A 15,004-nucleotide genomic window follows, 5' to 3' on the forward strand; every position below is an offset into this window, starting at 1 on the left:
CGGTGTCAGAGTCAAGCGTCGGGTCAGCCGCTCGACGAGCGGCGGGCCGGGCGCGGGCCGACCAGCCGGCGGACCATCGGCGCGGCGTTCCACCTGGCGGCGCCGACCAGGTCGCGGGCGTGCTCCAGCACCGTGTAGTCGGGCCGGTCGAGCCCGTCGGCGATGGCCCGGTCGAGGTCGTTGCCACACCGGCTCAGCACGCTGTCGAAGTCGCGGCGCACCGGCTGCTGGAGGTCGTAGCCGAAGGAGCGGTGCAGCCGGGCGAAGAGCGGCTTGTACAGCCGGACCCGCTCGTGCAGGCCGGACGAGTACGACATCGGGTTCTTCGGCCGGCGCAGGACGTAGTCGGGCAGCACGTCGGCGAACGCCCGCCGGACGATCCACTTCTCCTGCCCGTCGCGCACCTTCAGACCCAACGGCAGCCGCATCGCCAACTCCACCACGCTGAGGTCGAGAAACGGCACCCGCGCCTCCACCCCGTGGGCCATGGCGGCCCGGTCGACCCGTTGCAACTCGGTCCGACACAGATTGCGGATCCGGTGCAGGAACAGCCGGCGCGCCGCGGTCGGGCCGACCTGGCGGTACATCGGATACCCACCGAACAGCTCGTCGGAGCCGTCGCCGGTCAGCACCACCTTGATCCCCAGGTCACGCAGGCGACGGAAGATCGGCACCGACACGACCGCGTTGATGATGTCGCCGTACTCGGTCAGTTCGCAGATCCGGATCGCCTCGCGCACGTCGGCGAGCCGGATGTCGCGCGGACGCAGCTCGACCACGACGTGCGGCACGTCGAGGTCGGCGGCGAGCCGCCGCGCGTACGCGACGTCGGGGCTGTCCGCGACGCCCACCGTCACCGCGACGCAGTCCGGGTGGATGTCACGCACCTGGCGCAGGATCAGCGAGCTGTCCAGCCCACCGGAGAGCACCACCCCGACGGTCAGGTCGGTCTCCACCCGCATCCGGATGGCGTCGCTGAGCGCCGCACGGACGAGCAGGCGGGCCTCGTCCGGGTCGTCGACGACCGGCAGGCCCGCGCCGATGGTGAGCAGGTCGACGTACGGGTCCAGGCGGACGTGCCCGTCCGCCTCGGCCCAGCCGTGGTGCCCGGGTGGCACCTCGACGATCGGGGCGCCGTGCCCGACGAGCGCCTTGACCTCGGAGGCGAGGTGCAGACAGCCGGGCCGGCGGGACCAGTACAACGGTTTGACCCCGAGCGGGTCGCGGGCCAGGTAGGCCCGGCCGGTGGCCCGCTGCACGACGGCGAACGCGTACTCGCCGCGCAGCCGGGTCACCGCCGCCTCGCCCCACTGCTGGAACGCGGCGAGCAGCACCTCGGTGTCGCTCTCGGTGCGGAACGCCTGACCGAGGCGTGTCAACTGCGCCCGCAGCTCCCGGTAGTTGAAGATCTCGCCGTTGAAGCAGAGCAGCCAACTCTCGTCGGTCGACGTCCACGGCTGCACCGCCCGGTCCCGGTCGACGACGCGCAGGCGGCGGGTGCCGGCGAGCAGCCCGCTCTCGCAACGGGTCTCGGTGACCTCACCGCGCGGGGCCAGGACGGCAAGCATCCGCCGGAAGGTCGTCGGGTCGGCCTCGGGGCCGATGCTCAGGGCGATGCCGCACACCGGCTCAGACCCCCATCTCGGCCTCGTACGCCTGGCGCAGGCGGCGGCGGGCGACGGGCGCGAGGCACAGGTGCCACGCCTGCCCCTCGTCGATCACGTTGATCTCGCCGGCCTCCTGCCGGGCCAGCAGCAGCTCCGCGAGGGCCTGGCGCGCACCGAACCGCTCGAACCAGCTCAGCTCGACGTCCACGGAGTAGCCCAGACAGTGCCCGCTGGGCAGCATCGCCGCGTAGCCGAGGCGTCGCAGCCGGTACTGGTGCTCGGTGCTGCGGACCAGGCTGGTCACGAACAGCGGCGGGGTGTGCGGCGGCGCGGCGGCGGCGAACTCCCGCGCGAGGTCGTTGAGCAGCGCCACGACCTCCCGGCGGGCACGCCGAAACAGCAGGCCGGCGGTCTGCGGGGCGGCGTCCGGACGCAGCCGACGGCGCAACCCGCGGGCGGCGCGGCCCAGCAGGGTGGCGGGCTGCTCCTGGTAGCGGAACCGCAGCAGGTCGCGGCGACGCAGCCACTCCAGGTCGACAAGCTCCGCGCTGCCGTTGACCTGCTCGTCGGTGCGGAACGTCGGGGCGTCCTGCCACCACAGCACGTCGATGCGGGAGAGCAGGTAGATGCGCACCAGCGCGCTGAGGTCTCGCGCCGAGGTGCGCTCGTTCGGCTGGTAGCGGGCCATCTCCAGCAGCAGCGTCTCGCGCGCCCCGAGCAGCCCCTGGGGGGTGGCGTCGAGGACGGCGGCGAGCGCCGGCTCCCGCAGGCGCTCGTCGATCAGCACCTGGCGGGCCCGGGTGCTCGGCGCGTCGGCCAGGGCGCCCACCTCGACGAGCAGTTCGGCGACGGCGACCCGGTAGGCGGCGAGGTCGGGCTCGGTGGCGGGCCGGCGACGGGGGGTCGTGCCGGAGGGTCGGCGGCGGGCCGGCGCGGTGGGCGAGACGGGCGACCCCGGCTGCTGACCCGGACTACGGCTGGGCACTCGCATGACGGGGGTCCCTTCTGGCACTGGGTGGATCGCCCTGAACACACCGTAATCAGCCGGACCGGACCAGATCGAACAATCCTCCGATTCACCCCGAAAAGAGCCGGACATCGCACCCGACTATGCGCCGAACGACGGAACGCGTCGTACCAGCGCGTGATCAGACGCTGACGGATTGCCGCCATACTTCGTGAATGGCTGACGACATCGCAACGACACGATGGGCGGGGGCGGCTTCCACCTCGATGGCGGCGAACGACCCGGTCGACGGGGCGAATCCCTTCGCGACGACCGCACTGCGGACCGCGCTGGTGATCGTCGCGCACCCGGACGACGAGGCTCTCCTCTGCGGCGGCACCATCGCCCGCATGACCCGGGCCGGGATGGACGTCCACGTCGCCTCCCTGTCGCGCGGGAGCCAGGGCAGGGACAAGGCGTTCGACGCCTGCTGCGAGATCCTCGGGGCAACCGGCGAAGTCGGCGACCTGGATTCCAACGACCTGCGTACCGACGGGGATCTGGTCACCATCACGGATGCGTTGATCGACGCTCGCCGCCCGGATGTCGTGATCACCCACGGCCCCGGTTCCGGGCAGAACCAGGACCACAACGCGATCTGTCACGCCGTACGGATCACCGTCAGCCGCAGCCGTCATCCGACGATGCTCCTCCTCGGCCACCCGACCTTCGCCACTACCGACTTCCGCCCGACCTTCTTCGTCGACGTCACGAACGTCTGGTACGCCAAGATCGAGGCGCTCGCCGCGTACCGGCAGATTCTCGACCGGGACTACATGAGCGAGGAGTACCTGCGGGTCAAGAGCCGGTGGTGGGCACAGGTGGCGGGCCGCGAACGAGGGCTGTGCGAAGCCTTCGAGATAGGCCTGTGGCGTCCCGCGCCGGCCTAGCCCTACCGCCCGGCCACCACGATCCGCCGCGCCCCGCCCCGTTCCGCCGCGCCGCGCCGCGCCGCGCAAAGATCCGCGCAACTTCGGTGAAGTTGGTGCCTCAGCACGCCAGGACCCAGCACTTTTCCCGACGTTGTACAGATCCTGCCGCCGCGAGTGGGTGGCGCCGGGGGCAGCAACTAGGCGAACGCCAGGACGAGGCCCGTCACCGTGGCGACGACGGTGAGCCCACCGACCAGATAGATCCAGCCGGCGTTGAGCCCGATCCCCTTGCCCTCGAGCTTGTCCAGTCGGCTGGCCAGATCGGCGAGGTGCTTGGCCTGGCTGTCCCGCACCACCTCGAACTCGACCCTGGCGATGAACGTCTTGGTCTGGTCGGAGAGGGTCTGCCGGAACTCGTTGACGCTCTCGAAACGTTTCTCGGTGGCGATCTCCGCCTTCGTCACCGCCTTGTCGGCCGCCGCGAGACCCAGCCCGACATGTGCCGCCTGCGCCTCGATCTTGGTGGTGAGGTTCACCAGCTTGGCGTCGAACAGCCGCTCGATGGCGTTGAGATGCTGCTCCATCCGCCACTCCAACAACTGACGGGCGTCATCGGCCGGGTCGCGGCTTCTCGGGGCTGATCGTTCCCTGTTCACTGGTCGACCTCCTTCCCTGCCGATGCCCCCCAACGGTCCTGTCCATCGATCATCACTGCCGACGGGGAAGGAGGCTGATGCGAGCCCACCATAAGCCCGACAGCGAGCAAAAGACCAGGTCAGGGCTCATATGCGACAACTACGATCCCACGTTGCGGCTGCCTCTCGGCGGCGGAATCGACTCGCCGACAGGTATCAATGGAGCTGTGACACATCGCCCACTCCCAGGGGCCACCGCTTCCGACAGCCGGTGCCTAGAGTCGGCCCATGAGCACCGACGAAGACGTTCGGGCCTGGCTGCGCCGGCAGGGGGCCGAACAGATCACACATCCCGGCGGCAACCTGTACACCCACCTGTGTCGAGTCAGCCAACGACTCGCCGTGCTGGGCTGCGGCGGTGACGTGCAAGCCGCAGGCCTCACCCACGCCGTCTACGGCACCGACGGGTTCGACCTCGCCCTGCTGGATTGGGCCGATCGCGCAGTGCTGCGAGATCTTGTCAACGAACTGGACGTCATCGAGCAGGATCCCACGGTGGCCGACCGGCACGGCGCGTACTTCCGGGACGTTTTCGTCTCCTGGGCTCCGCTGGCCTCTGCACAGGTCATTCGCGATGCGCAGCGGGTCCTGCGGCCGTGACGCGCGGGCCACATTCGACAGCATCCACCCCCGGCCGCGTGCGAGCCGTCTATCCCGGCAGCTTCGCTCCCCTCACTCCCGGCCATCTGGACGTGGTGGACCGGGCACGCGCCCTCTTCGACGACCTGGTCGTGCTCGTCGCGGTCAACAGCGGCAAGCATCCGGGCACCGACCCGGAGCGGCGGGCCGCCGCCGTTCGGGCCAGTCTGCCCATCGAGTGGACCTCCGTCACCGTGGCGGCCTGGAGCGGGCTGACCTCCACCTACTGCCGTCGCCACGAGATAGCGGTGCTCGTCCGCGGCCTGCGTAACACCACCGACCTGCGGGCCGAGTACCAACTCGCCGCGATGAACCAGTCGCTGGGTGTCGCCACGGTGTTCCTGCCCGCGCGGCCCGACCTGGCCGCGGTGTCCTCGACCGCGGTACGCGCGCTGGGCACGCTGCCGTCGCCACCGGGGTCGTAGCGCAGCCCTCGCCACCAGTCGGGCGGGCTCGGGCCGGTGACCGTCGCGACGATCCGCCGTACGTGGGGCCCGGTCCCGCTATGACCTCAGCCGAGCCGGGTCAACGGGGTCACCGTCCGATCCGTACCGTCATAGCTGCGCGCGCCGACGAAGTCGCCCGCCGGGCGCTGCCCACCGCTCACGGCGCGGGCCCGGCGCAGGTCCGCGTCGCGGAACCGCAGGGCCAGGCTCAGGTGTGGCACCCACTCCCCCGGCGCGTGCCACGGCCGCTGCCCGTCGGCCTCGGCGAGCACGTCCCAGACGGCCGCGTGCAGCGTGGTCAGGGCGGGCGTCGGTCGCACGAGCCAGACCAGCGGGGCGCTGCCGTCGAGGACGACGACACGTTCGAGGGTGACCGGCACCGGTAGCGCGGCGTCGAACAGCTCGGCCAGACGGTGCGCGACGCCGGGCGGGAAGTCGTCCACCGCCGCGAGCGTGAGGTGCGGCCGGTTGGTCGGGTGGATGTTGCGGGCCAGACTGGGCAACCCCGCCGCCGCCAACCGGCCCCAGACCGCCCGGACCGCGACGTCCAACCCGGGCGAGCAGACCAGTTCCACGGTACGCACCCGCCCACGCTAGCCCGGCGGCCGGCGTCACCCGTCCAGCCGTCGCCGCGCCGACCTGCCCGCCCGCCTCGCGCGACGGGGCAGCCAGAGCCCGCCGACAACCAGCGCCACGATCACCAGGAGGAGCAGCCAGCGCATCTCGGCCTCCGATCCAGGACGCCCGGCAGACCCCGGGAGTTCGCTCCTGATTGCCCGGCCACTGGCCCCTTCCAAACACTTCCGGGTCGACGGTGGAGATCACCCGATCCGGATCACCTGCCTCCAGGTTCTGGCCGAGGACGGTGGCCAGCAGCCGCATCGCCTGACACCCCGGTTCCGGCAGATCGGTCAGACCGCCTAGGACGGCGAGCAGGGCGGCCCGAGCGGAGTTCAACGCGACCTCGAAGATCCGGTCCGGCCGTCCGAACGACGCAGCCGTTCCCGCATGTCGACCAGCACGGTGTGGACGAACCCAACCCGACCCGCAGCGTCCCAACCGCCCACCGGCGCGGTGTAACGCCAGCGAGCGTCGAACGTGAACCGGTCCACCGCCTCCGGGTCCGACACGCTGATGCCTGTGGGTCATCTTGATGACTCACAGGCATCACGCTCGTTGGGGATACCCCGGTCCGCCCCCGCCCCGCTCATGATCCACACAAGTTCGGGGAAACTGCTGCCTCAGGCGTCCCGCAGGCAGCAGTTTCCCCGAACTCGTGCGGATCTTGCGAGGGCGGGGCGCGCTCGTGGGCGCGGCTCGCGGGGTGCGCTCGTGGGGTTGTGCCGGTCGGCGCAGCGGGCCGGACGGCGTAATGAAAGGCTTGGCACATGAGTTCCGCACCTGCACAGCACGACGCACCGACCGACGCACCGATTGACGCCAGCCCCGGCGGCACCGACGAGGTGAGCGCCTTCACCGACCTCGGGCTGCGCGCCGAGTTGCTGGGCGCGCTCGCCGCCCTCGGGTACGAGGAGCCGACCCCCATCCAGCGGGAGGCGATCCCGCCGCTGTTGGAGGGGCGGGACCTGCTGGGTCAGGCGGCCACCGGCACCGGCAAGACGGCGGCGTTCGCGCTGCCGCTGCTGAACCTCATGACGCCCCACCGCCGCGACGGCGACCCGGTGGCGCTGGTGCTGGTGCCGACCCGGGAGTTGGCGGTGCAGGTCTCCGAGGCGTTCCACCGCTACGGCAAGGACCTCGGCGCGCGGGTGCTGCCCATCTACGGCGGGCAGCCGATCGGGCGGCAGTTGCGGGCACTGGACAGCGGTGTCGACGTCGTGGTGGCCACCCCGGGGCGGGCGCTCGACCACATCGCCCGGGGCACCCTGCGCCTGGGCGGGCTGGCCACGGTGGTGCTCGACGAGGCCGACGAGATGCTCGACATGGGCTTCGCCGAGGACATCGAGGCGATCCTGGAGCACGCTCCGGCGCAGCGTCAGACTGTGCTGTTCTCGGCCACCATGCCGTCGCGCATCGACGGGATGGCCCGGCAGCACCTGCGTGCACCGGTCCGCATCGAGATCGGCCGGGAGCAGACCGTCGCGGGTGAGGCGCCCCGGGTGCGGCAGAGCGCGTACATCGTGACGCGGGCCCACAAACCGGCGGCGCTGGGCCGGGTGCTGGACGTGGAGTCGCCCACCGCCGCGATCGTGTTCTGCCGCAGCCGCGAGGAGGTGGACCGGCTGACCGAGACGATGAACGGCCGGGGCTACCGCTCCGAGGCGCTGCACGGCGGGATGAGCCAGGAGCAACGCGACCGGGTGATGGGCCGGCTGCGGGCGGGCACCGCCGACCTGCTGGTGGCCACCGACGTGGCGGCCCGGGGGCTGGACGTCGAGCAGCTCACCCACGTGGTCAACTACGACGTGCCGTCCGCCCCGGAGTCGTACGTGCACCGGATCGGTCGGGTCGGGCGGGCCGGCCGCGAGGGCGTGGCGATCACCCTCGCCGAGCCGCGTGAGCACCGGATGCTCAAGACCATCGAGCGGGTGACCGGCCAGCGGATCACCATCGACAAGATCCCCACCGTGGCCGACATGCGTACCCGCCGGTTGGAGCTGACCCAGGCGGCGCTGCGGGAAAGCCTGCTGGAGGACGACCTCGACCCGTACCGGGTGATCGTGGAGACGCTGACCGACGAGTTCGACCTGATGGAGGTCGCCCTCGCCGCCGTGAAGCTCGCGCACGAGGTGACCTCGCCGGGCGCCGACGACGAGGAGGAGATCCCGCAGGTGCCGGTGCGCGCTCCCCGCGAGGGTCGACCGGAGACCGGCGGCCGGGGCGGCGACCGGCGGGGCGGGGGCCGGCCGCGATCGGGCGGCGGCAACACCGTCCAGGTCTTCGTCGGCCTGGGCCGCCGGGCGGGGGTGCGTCCGCAGGATCTGGTGGGTGCGATCACCGGGGAGACGGGGATCCGTGGCCGGGACATCGGCTCGATCGAGATCGCCGATCGGTTCTCGCTGGTGGAGGTGCCGCAGGGGGTGGCCGACGAGGTGATCTCCGGGCTGCGGCAGAGCACGATCAAGGGCCGCAAGGCCACGGTGCGCCGCGACCGCGGGGGCGACGAGCGCTGAGCACTGAGCACACCGCCGGCGACCGCCGGGGTACGACGGTCGCCGGCGGTGTGGATCAGAAGGAGTACGGGCCGAAGCGGCCCCAGGCCACCACCGCGGCGAGCACGAGCAGCACCGCACAGGTGATCGCGCCCTGGATCTCCGTGCGACGCTCGGCCGCCGTGTCGCGCTTCTTCCTGTCGCGCAGGTGCACGGCGATGCCGCCGATCATGACGATGACCAGCCCGACGGCGGCGAGCGGGGTGAGCACCGTGGCGATGCCGGTGAGTGGGGGCAGCACCAGCCCGACGGCGGCCAGCAGCTCGACCGCGCCGAGTGCCTTGACCTGGGTCGGTGGGACCGGGTCGACCCACCGCATCTGCTCACGCAGTTTGTCCTTGGCTTGGGTCAGCTTGGCGAAGCCGGCGCCGGCGAAGGCGACGGCGAGCAGGATCTGGATGATCCAGAGCACCAGGTTCACGGGGGTTCCTCCAGGGGACCGCCTCGCGGCGGAGAGGCAGTTGAGGGCTCACGCGGCACAGTAGACCTTTGCCCGCGTACCCGAGAACCCCCGCCGTCTCGAAAGACGGCGGGGGTTCCTGTGGTCGCGGCGTCAGACCGTGAACAGTGCCGGACCGTCCAGCGCCTCGACGTCGGCCGGGCGCAGCGCCAGGGCGAGCACGTCGGCCACGTCGGCCAGGGTGTGCACGGTCAGCGCCTCGCGCACCTCGGTCGGCAGGTCGTCCAGGTCGGGCTCGTTGCGCGCCGGGATGATCACCTCGGTGAGGCCGGCCCGGTGTGCGGCGAGCAGCTTCTGCTTCACCCCACCGATCGGCAGCACCCGACCGGAGAGCGTCACCTCGCCGGTCATCCCGAACTCGGGGCGGACCGGGCGGCCGGTGACCAGTGACGCCAGGGCCGTGACCATGGTGATGCCGGCGCTCGGGCCGTCCTTGGGCACCGCGCCCGCCGGGACGTGCAGGTGGATCCGCCGTCCCGCCAGGGCGTTCGGGTCGATGCCGAGCCGACGCCCGTTGGAGCGCAGGTACGACAGCGCGATATGCGCCGACTCCTTCATCACGTCGCCGAGCTGGCCGGTCAGGGTCAGCCCCGGCTCGCCCTCCATGCTCGTCGCCTCGATGAAGAGCACGTCCCCACCGGCGCCGGTGACGGCGAGGCCGGTCGCCACACCGGGCACCGCGGTGCGCTCGGCCGACTCCGGGGTGAACTTCGGTCGGCCGAGGTAGCCGGTGAGGTTGTCGGTGTCGACGCGTACCGGGGTCGGGTCGGTCGCCAGCGTCACCGCCACCTTGCGCAGGATCTTGGCCAGGGCACGCTCGAGTTGCCGGACACCGGCCTCGCGGGTGTACTCCCCCGCGATCAGCGCGAGCGCCTCGTCGGCGACGCCGACCTCGTCGGCGGTCAGCCCGGCCCGATCCCGCTGCCGGGGCAGCAGGTGGTCGCGGGCGATGGCGACCTTCTCGTCCTCGGTGTAGCCGTCCAGCGTGACCAGCTCCATCCGGTCCAGCAACGGGCCGGGGATGGACTCCACCACGTTGGCGGTGGCCAGGAACAGCACGTCGGACAGGTCCAGGTCGACCTCCAGGTAGTGGTCCCGGAAGGTGTGGTTCTGCGCCGGGTCGAGCACCTCCAGCAGGGCGGCGGCCGGGTCGCCGGCGTAGCCGGCGGAGACCTTGTCCACCTCGTCGAGGAGCACGACCGGGTTCATCGAGCCGGCCTCGCGCAGCGCGCGGACGATCCGGCCGGGCAGAGCGCCCACGTAGGTGCGCCGGTGACCGCGGATCTCCGCCTCGTCACGGACACCGCCGAGCGAGACCCGGACGAAGTTGCGCCCGAGTGCCCGCGCCACGGACTCGCCGAGACTGGTCTTTCCCACTCCGGGAGGGCCGGCGAGGGCGAGCACCGCGCCGGAGCCGCGACCGCCGACCACGCCGAGGTTGCGCTCGGCCCGCCGGTTGCGCACGGCCAGGTACTCCAGGATGCGGTCCTTCACGTCGGCCAGGCCGGCGTGGTCGGCGTCGAGCACCGCCCGGGCCGCGGCCAGGTCGGTGTTGTCCTCGGTACGCGTGCCCCACGGCATCTCCAGCACCGTGTCGAGCCAGGTACGGATCCAGCCCGCCTCCGGTGAGGCGTCACTGGCCCGCTCCAGCTTGCCGACCTCGCGCATGGCCGCCTCGCGGACCTTCTCCGGCAGCTCGGCGGACTCGACGCGGGACCGGTAGTCGGCGGAGCCGTCCGGCTCGTCCTCGCCCAGCTCCTTGCGGATCGCGGCGAGCTGCTGACGCAGCAGGAACTCCCGCTGGGACTTCTCCAGCCCCTCCCGGACGTCACTGTTGATCTGCTCGGTGACCTCCTGCTCGGCCAGGTAGTCCTTCACCCAGCCGACAAGCAGCTCCAACCGGGCGGTGACGTCCGGCGCGGCGAGCAGTTCGTTCTTCTGGTCCAGGGTCAGCCAGGGTGCGTAGCCGGCCGAGTCGGCCAGCTCGGACAGGTCGGTCATCCGCTCCACCGCGTCGATGACCTGCCAGGCGCCGCGCTGCTGGAGCACGGAGGTCACCAGGGCGCGGTACTCGCGGGCGAGCTCCCGGGCGCGGCCGGCGGGAGCGGGTTCGTCGAGTTCGGTCGCCTCGACCCAGAGCGCGGCGCCGGGGCCGGGCACGCCGGAGCCGATCCGGGCCCGGGACAGGCCACGGATGACGGCCGCGGGCTCACCCTCGGGGAGCCGGCCGACCTTCTCGATGGTGGCGACGACGCCGACCGGGCCGTACTCGCCGTCGATGCGCGGAACGGCCAGCAACTTGCGGTCGCCGGTCGCCCGTGCCGCGTCGATCGCGGACTGGGTGGTCGGGTCGAGGGTCACCGGGATGACCATGCCGGGCAGCAGCACGGCGTCGGTCAGGGGAAGTACCGGAAGAGTTGCCATCGAACACCTGCTATCGCGTTGAGTTGAGCGTGTCTCACTCAAGTAACAAAGCGTTCCCCTTGTTCCGGCTTGTGACCCAGGCCACTCCCGCTGCGTGCCGGGTTCCGGCGTGCGTGCGGGTCTGGGCGTGCGTGCGGGCTCCGGCGTGCGGGCTCGCCGATGGATGATCGACTCGGCTTTCTTGACATCGGGGCGTCCGGAGGGGGCGGGATACCGCGACTCCATGAACGCGAGTGGATCATGCCCGGCGGCCCGCCCAACTCCCCTCGTTCGGTGCGTACCCGGGGTCGACCTCGACGGCGAGGAACGGCGGCTACCGCGGACGATCGCCGCCGGCCGCGAGACCGTCGACATCGCCGAAGAACTGCACGTCTCGGAACGGACGGTGAAACGGATGACCGCCGCGTCGCCGCACAGGCTGCGGGTGTCCAACCGGGCCGAGGCGGCCGCCGTGGCCGGGCACACCGGCCTCCCCGACGATTGCCGCCCCACCGATTTCCGGTTTTTCTCGGTAACGAACGGAATCACGACGCGCCGAATGGGGCGCATATTGTTGCGGAATACACCGCTGATAGGTCAGACTTTGGACACATCCCGCCGCACACAGGGAGTAATCGGCAATGGCGAGAAAAGTAATCACGGTCCTGACCGACGACCTCGACGGCGGCAAGGCCGACCGGACGGTCGAGTTCAGTCTCGACGGCGTGGCCTACACGATCGACGTCTCGGACGAAAATGCCGGCGTCTTGCGCAAGGCCCTGGATCCGTACATCAATGCGGGCCGGCGGATCGGCCGCGGCCCGGTGGAGAGCGCCCGATCGATCCGGAGGCCGGGGCGACCCACCGGCGCCGGAATGGATCGGGAGCAGAACCGCGCCATCCGGGAATGGGCCGTCAACAACGGCTACAAAATTTCCGAGCGTGGCCGGATCCCGGTCGAGGTCGTCGAGGCGTACAAGGCGCGCTGACGCGCGGGTCGCCGACGGGGTTGCGCTGGACACGGCGAGGCCCCGTCGGATTGTCCCGGCACGACATGACGGTGGCCGGTCACCCAGGGTTTTCGCCCCGGGTGACCGGCCACCGTCGGTCGTGCTGGGTCAGTTGACGTCGATGCGTACCGAGTCGAACGCGGGGGTCTGGTTCGCCCGCTCCATCATCGGCAGCCGGTGCGAACCGTCACCGGCCCAGACGGAGCACTGCGCGGTGCCCGCCTCCGGCAGGCCCGGAATCTGGATCGTCACCTCGTCGGGCTGCGCGCCACCGCGGCCGTCCTCGGTCGCGACGAAGAAGGCGGGCACCTCCTGCGGCTCCGGCGGGGTGGTCAGGCTGTCCAGCATCCGGCACGCGGTATGGAAGTGACCCCGGACCAGGCCCTGGGCGTTGAGCAGCGAGCTCTCCACGTAGTAGCCACCCTGACCGGCGGCCAGGAAGCGGTCGCGGACCAGGTTGCGGGTGCTCACCCGCAGGGTGAACGCCTGGTTGCGGCCGACCTGGTCGGGGAACTGCGTGATCAACAGGGACGGGTTGTTGGCGGCGGCGCCGACCTCGCCGAACTCGGTGCTGACGCAGCGGTTGCCGATCTGGAAACCGTCGTGCGGCTGGAGTCGGCTCTCGTCGCAGTCGTTGGCCAGCACGCCGAGCCCGGCACCGGGGGCATTGCCACCGTTGTTGTTCCCGCCGCCGTTATTGCCGCCGCCGTTGTTTCCACCACCGTTGTTGTTGCCGCCACCGTTGTTCCCGCCGCCGTTATTGCCGCCCGTGTTGCCGGTCGGCTGCACCTGGCAGTCGGCGAGCTGCGCCAGCCCCTGCGGTCGAGGCCCGACCCGGTCGATCGCGGTCGTGATCCGGTCCAGTACCGCGCGCCGCTTGCCGGCCAGCGGTTGCAGGATCGCGTTGCGGATGAAGGCCTCACCCTTGTTCCCCTCGGCGGCCAACCGGCGGTCCGCCTCGGCGATCTGGGCCTGCAACTGGGCGAGGCCACGATCCACCTCGGCCCGCGCCTGGGCCGGCACCTGCGGCAACTTCGCCGTCACGTCCGGACAGGCGATGGCCGTTCCGGTGCCCACAGTGCCGTCCTTGCCGTCCTCACACTCGGGAACCGACTGCTGCCCGTCACCCCAGTGGTTACGCACCCAGCGGCCGTTCTGCCAGGTCCGGCTGGTCGAGGCGCCGCCAGCCGGCGCGGTCGAACCGGGGCTCGGCTCCACGCACTGCCCGGCAACCGGACGAGGCTTATTTGTCCGCCGGTCCTGGGCCGACGAAATCTGGGTCACGGCGACGACTCCGCCGAAGACCACGAGCGTGCCGACAACGGCCAGCAGACGCTTGCTCCGCGCGTTGCCGGATGACCGGCGCGCCCGTGTGGACCTGCGCATCGAATTGCTCTCCTTCTCGATCCGGTAGTGGATTCCTGCCCTCGGCGGACCGACGGATGTGAGATCGCACGCCACGGTGGCGAGCACCGCGACCTACCCGGTAATGCGTCGATGGCCGACGATGCCCTTTCCGCACCGTCTCCCGCGCCCGTAGACGCGGATGGGGAGATCCTGTTCATTCGCGCAGGAGTACGGGCCGGCGACCGGGAAGGTTCAACCGTTGCGCAGGAAATTGCCGGGACCGGAGACGGAGCCGATCACGGGCAGGAACCAGCAGGTGGAACGGGCGCCGTCAGTCGGCGCAGAGGTGGTCGAAGGCGAATCCGCCGACGAGTTCGTGGCGGCGTCGACTCAGCGCGGCGATCCGCGCGGTCAGTTCGGCACGCGGCAGCAGGTCCGTGCCGGCGTCCGCCCGCAGCCGCTCCCCCACCGCGACGGTGGCGAGATCCTCGGCCAGTCGGGCCGCGTCGATGCCGCACGAGAAGCGTTGCTCGGTCACCGAGACCTCCTCGACGAGGCAGGCGTCGGGGCGGACCTGCACCCAACTCCACCCCTGCGCCGGCCCGTCGGCCCAGCGCACGTGCAGCCCGCGCACGATCGGGTCGGCCACCCGACCCGCCACGTACGCCTCGACCGCCGCCGCCCGGGTCAGCGCCCCGAGGTCGTTGACCGGCCCGGTACGGCCGTCCGGCAGCCGACCGAGGATGTCCCGAAAATTCACCGGGGCCGGGTCGTCGCCGACGACTGTCACCCCGGCGGCGCCGGCCGCGTAGGCGCGGGCGTCGATCACGTACTCCACCAGGCGTCGGCCGTGCTCGGCGGCGCGCAACGTCGGCGATCCGATCCGCAGCACGGGCAGGCCGACGGCCGCGCTCACCGCGTCCTTCAGTCGCTCGACGCGCTGCTGCGCGGAGCCGGCGGACGCGACCGGGCCGATCTCCACGGCGACGACCGCTCGGCCGGTGTCGGCGGCGCAGACCACGAAGTCGAAGCTGGCACGGCTGGCCGAACTCCACTGGCTGCCGGTGACCCCAGGCGGGCGGCCCTGGACCAGATCGCTGAGCCGGCGGGCCGGATAAACCCGGAGGCCGGCGCGGCTGAGCGTCGTCTCGCGCCCACCGTCGGCGGGCAGCGCCCGCAGCCAGCCGCGGTCGTCGCTGCCGATGCTCGTCATCTGCCTGATCCATCCGCCGGTCGGTCGAGCCGCGCCGAGTCTAGGTGCTCGATCATGGGACACCCACTTTGAATGTGACCTGTATCACAGGCGAGTGACGTTCCGGGGGCGGCCGGCGGGTGTATCCAGCGAC

The 15,004-nt window shown here is 71.5% G+C and carries 13 protein-coding genes and 1 pseudogene; 6 read left to right on the top strand and 8 right to left on the bottom strand.

What is annotated here, in order from left to right; genetic code table 11:
- Window positions 1-23: 23 nt before the first annotated feature.
- Window positions 24-1,625: an asparagine synthase-related protein gene (locus tag AB0A95_RS09730; RefSeq protein WP_357555219.1), complete on the bottom strand. Its 1,602-nt coding sequence runs from the start codon at window positions 1,623-1,625 to the stop codon at window positions 24-26.
- 4 nt (window positions 1,626-1,629) lie between these two features.
- Complete coding sequence (locus AB0A95_RS09735; RefSeq protein ID WP_357555221.1) at window positions 1,630-2,598, bottom strand: DUF5715 family protein; 969 nt, start codon at window positions 2,596-2,598, stop codon at window positions 1,630-1,632.
- Between the two features lie 191 nt (window positions 2,599-2,789).
- Between AB0A95_RS09735 and AB0A95_RS09740 the strand changes: the two genes are divergently transcribed.
- Window positions 2,790-3,503, top strand: coding sequence for a PIG-L deacetylase family protein (locus AB0A95_RS09740; protein WP_357555222.1), 714 nt, complete (start codon window positions 2,790-2,792; stop codon window positions 3,501-3,503).
- Between the two features lie 179 nt (window positions 3,504-3,682).
- On the opposite strand, the gene AB0A95_RS09745 is transcribed toward AB0A95_RS09740, so the two are convergent.
- Complete coding sequence (locus AB0A95_RS09745) at window positions 3,683-4,069, bottom strand: hypothetical protein (protein WP_357555223.1); 387 nt, start codon at window positions 4,067-4,069, stop codon at window positions 3,683-3,685.
- Between the two features lie 339 nt (window positions 4,070-4,408).
- Here AB0A95_RS09745 and AB0A95_RS09750 point away from each other — a divergent pair, with 339 nt between their 5' ends.
- Window positions 4,409-4,780, top strand: a complete 372-nt coding sequence (locus tag AB0A95_RS09750; RefSeq protein WP_357555224.1) for a DUF6817 domain-containing protein — start codon at window positions 4,409-4,411, stop codon at window positions 4,778-4,780.
- A 38-nt stretch (window positions 4,781-4,818) separates the two neighbouring features.
- Window positions 4,819-5,244, top strand: a complete 426-nt coding sequence (coaD, locus tag AB0A95_RS09755) for a pantetheine-phosphate adenylyltransferase (protein ID WP_357555225.1) — start codon at window positions 4,819-4,821, stop codon at window positions 5,242-5,244.
- A gap of 86 nt (window positions 5,245-5,330) precedes the next feature.
- On the opposite strand, the gene AB0A95_RS09760 is transcribed toward coaD, so the two are convergent.
- On the bottom strand, window positions 5,331-5,849 hold the full coding sequence (locus tag AB0A95_RS09760) for a 2'-5' RNA ligase family protein (RefSeq protein WP_357555226.1): 519 nt from the start codon (window positions 5,847-5,849) through the stop codon (window positions 5,331-5,333).
- Between the two features lie 804 nt (window positions 5,850-6,653).
- Here AB0A95_RS09760 and AB0A95_RS09765 point away from each other — a divergent pair.
- Window positions 6,654-8,399 (top strand): DEAD/DEAH box helicase, encoded by a 1,746-nt coding sequence (locus AB0A95_RS09765; RefSeq protein ID WP_357555227.1) that lies wholly within the window; start codon window positions 6,654-6,656, stop codon window positions 8,397-8,399.
- 55 nt (window positions 8,400-8,454) lie between these two features.
- Here AB0A95_RS09765 and AB0A95_RS09770 read toward each other — a convergent pair whose 3' ends face one another.
- Together AB0A95_RS09770 and lon are read right to left on the bottom strand one after the other, a co-directional pair.
- Window positions 8,455-8,859 carry a DoxX family protein gene (locus tag AB0A95_RS09770; RefSeq protein WP_357555228.1) on the bottom strand — a complete coding sequence of 135 codons (405 nt, stop codon included), beginning with the start codon at window positions 8,857-8,859 and terminating at the stop codon, window positions 8,455-8,457.
- Window positions 8,860-8,991: 132 nt separating this feature from the next.
- On the bottom strand, window positions 8,992-11,322 hold the full coding sequence (gene lon, locus AB0A95_RS09775) for an endopeptidase La (RefSeq protein ID WP_357555229.1): 2,331 nt from the start codon (window positions 11,320-11,322) through the stop codon (window positions 8,992-8,994).
- A gap of 223 nt (window positions 11,323-11,545) precedes the next feature.
- On the opposite strand from lon, the pseudogene AB0A95_RS09780 reads away from it, so the two are divergent.
- Window positions 11,546-11,719 (top strand): annotated as a pseudogene (locus tag AB0A95_RS09780) (hypothetical protein); the annotation flags it as partial.
- A 223-nt stretch (window positions 11,720-11,942) separates the two neighbouring features.
- The gene (locus AB0A95_RS09785) at window positions 11,943-12,290 is read left to right on the top strand and encodes an Lsr2 family protein (RefSeq protein WP_357555231.1); all 348 of its coding nucleotides are present in this window, start codon (window positions 11,943-11,945) and stop codon (window positions 12,288-12,290) included.
- A 129-nt stretch (window positions 12,291-12,419) separates the two neighbouring features.
- On the opposite strand, the gene AB0A95_RS09790 is transcribed toward AB0A95_RS09785, so the two are convergent.
- Window positions 12,420-13,697 carry a hypothetical protein gene (locus AB0A95_RS09790; protein ID WP_357555233.1) on the bottom strand — a complete coding sequence of 426 codons (1,278 nt, stop codon included), beginning with the start codon at window positions 13,695-13,697 and terminating at the stop codon, window positions 12,420-12,422.
- A 292-nt stretch (window positions 13,698-13,989) separates the two neighbouring features.
- Complete coding sequence (locus AB0A95_RS09795; protein ID WP_357555234.1) at window positions 13,990-14,871, bottom strand: DUF2726 domain-containing protein; 882 nt, start codon at window positions 14,869-14,871, stop codon at window positions 13,990-13,992.
- Between the last annotated feature and the right edge of the window lie 133 nt (window positions 14,872-15,004).

It is taken from the genome of Micromonospora sp. NPDC049230, assembly GCF_040647875.1.
Classification (GTDB): domain Bacteria; phylum Actinomycetota; class Actinomycetes; order Mycobacteriales; family Micromonosporaceae; genus Micromonospora.

Bases quoted from the DNA above. Each gene is read 5' to 3' on its own strand.
- AB0A95_RS09735 (WP_357555221.1), bottom strand. From the start codon at position 2,598: ATGCGAGTGCCCAGCCGTAGTCCGGGTCAGCAGCCGGGGTCGCCCGTC.
- AB0A95_RS09740 (WP_357555222.1), top strand. From the start codon at position 2,790: ATGGCTGACGACATCGCAACGACACGATGGGCGGGGGCGGCTTCCACC.
- AB0A95_RS09745 (WP_357555223.1), bottom strand. From the start codon at position 4,069: ATGGAGCAGCATCTCAACGCCATCGAGCGGCTGTTCGACGCCAAGCTG.
- AB0A95_RS09750 (WP_357555224.1), top strand. From the start codon at position 4,409: ATGAGCACCGACGAAGACGTTCGGGCCTGGCTGCGCCGGCAGGGGGCC.
- AB0A95_RS09765 (WP_357555227.1), top strand. From the start codon at position 6,654: ATGAGTTCCGCACCTGCACAGCACGACGCACCGACCGACGCACCGATT.
- lon (WP_357555229.1), bottom strand. From the start codon at position 11,322: ATGGCAACTCTTCCGGTACTTCCCCTGACCGACGCCGTGCTGCTGCCC.
- AB0A95_RS09785 (WP_357555231.1), top strand. From the start codon at position 11,943: ATGGCGAGAAAAGTAATCACGGTCCTGACCGACGACCTCGACGGCGGC.
- AB0A95_RS09790 (WP_357555233.1), bottom strand. From the start codon at position 13,697: ATGCGCAGGTCCACACGGGCGCGCCGGTCATCCGGCAACGCGCGGAGC.
- AB0A95_RS09795 (WP_357555234.1), bottom strand. From the start codon at position 14,871: ATGACGAGCATCGGCAGCGACGACCGCGGCTGGCTGCGGGCGCTGCCC.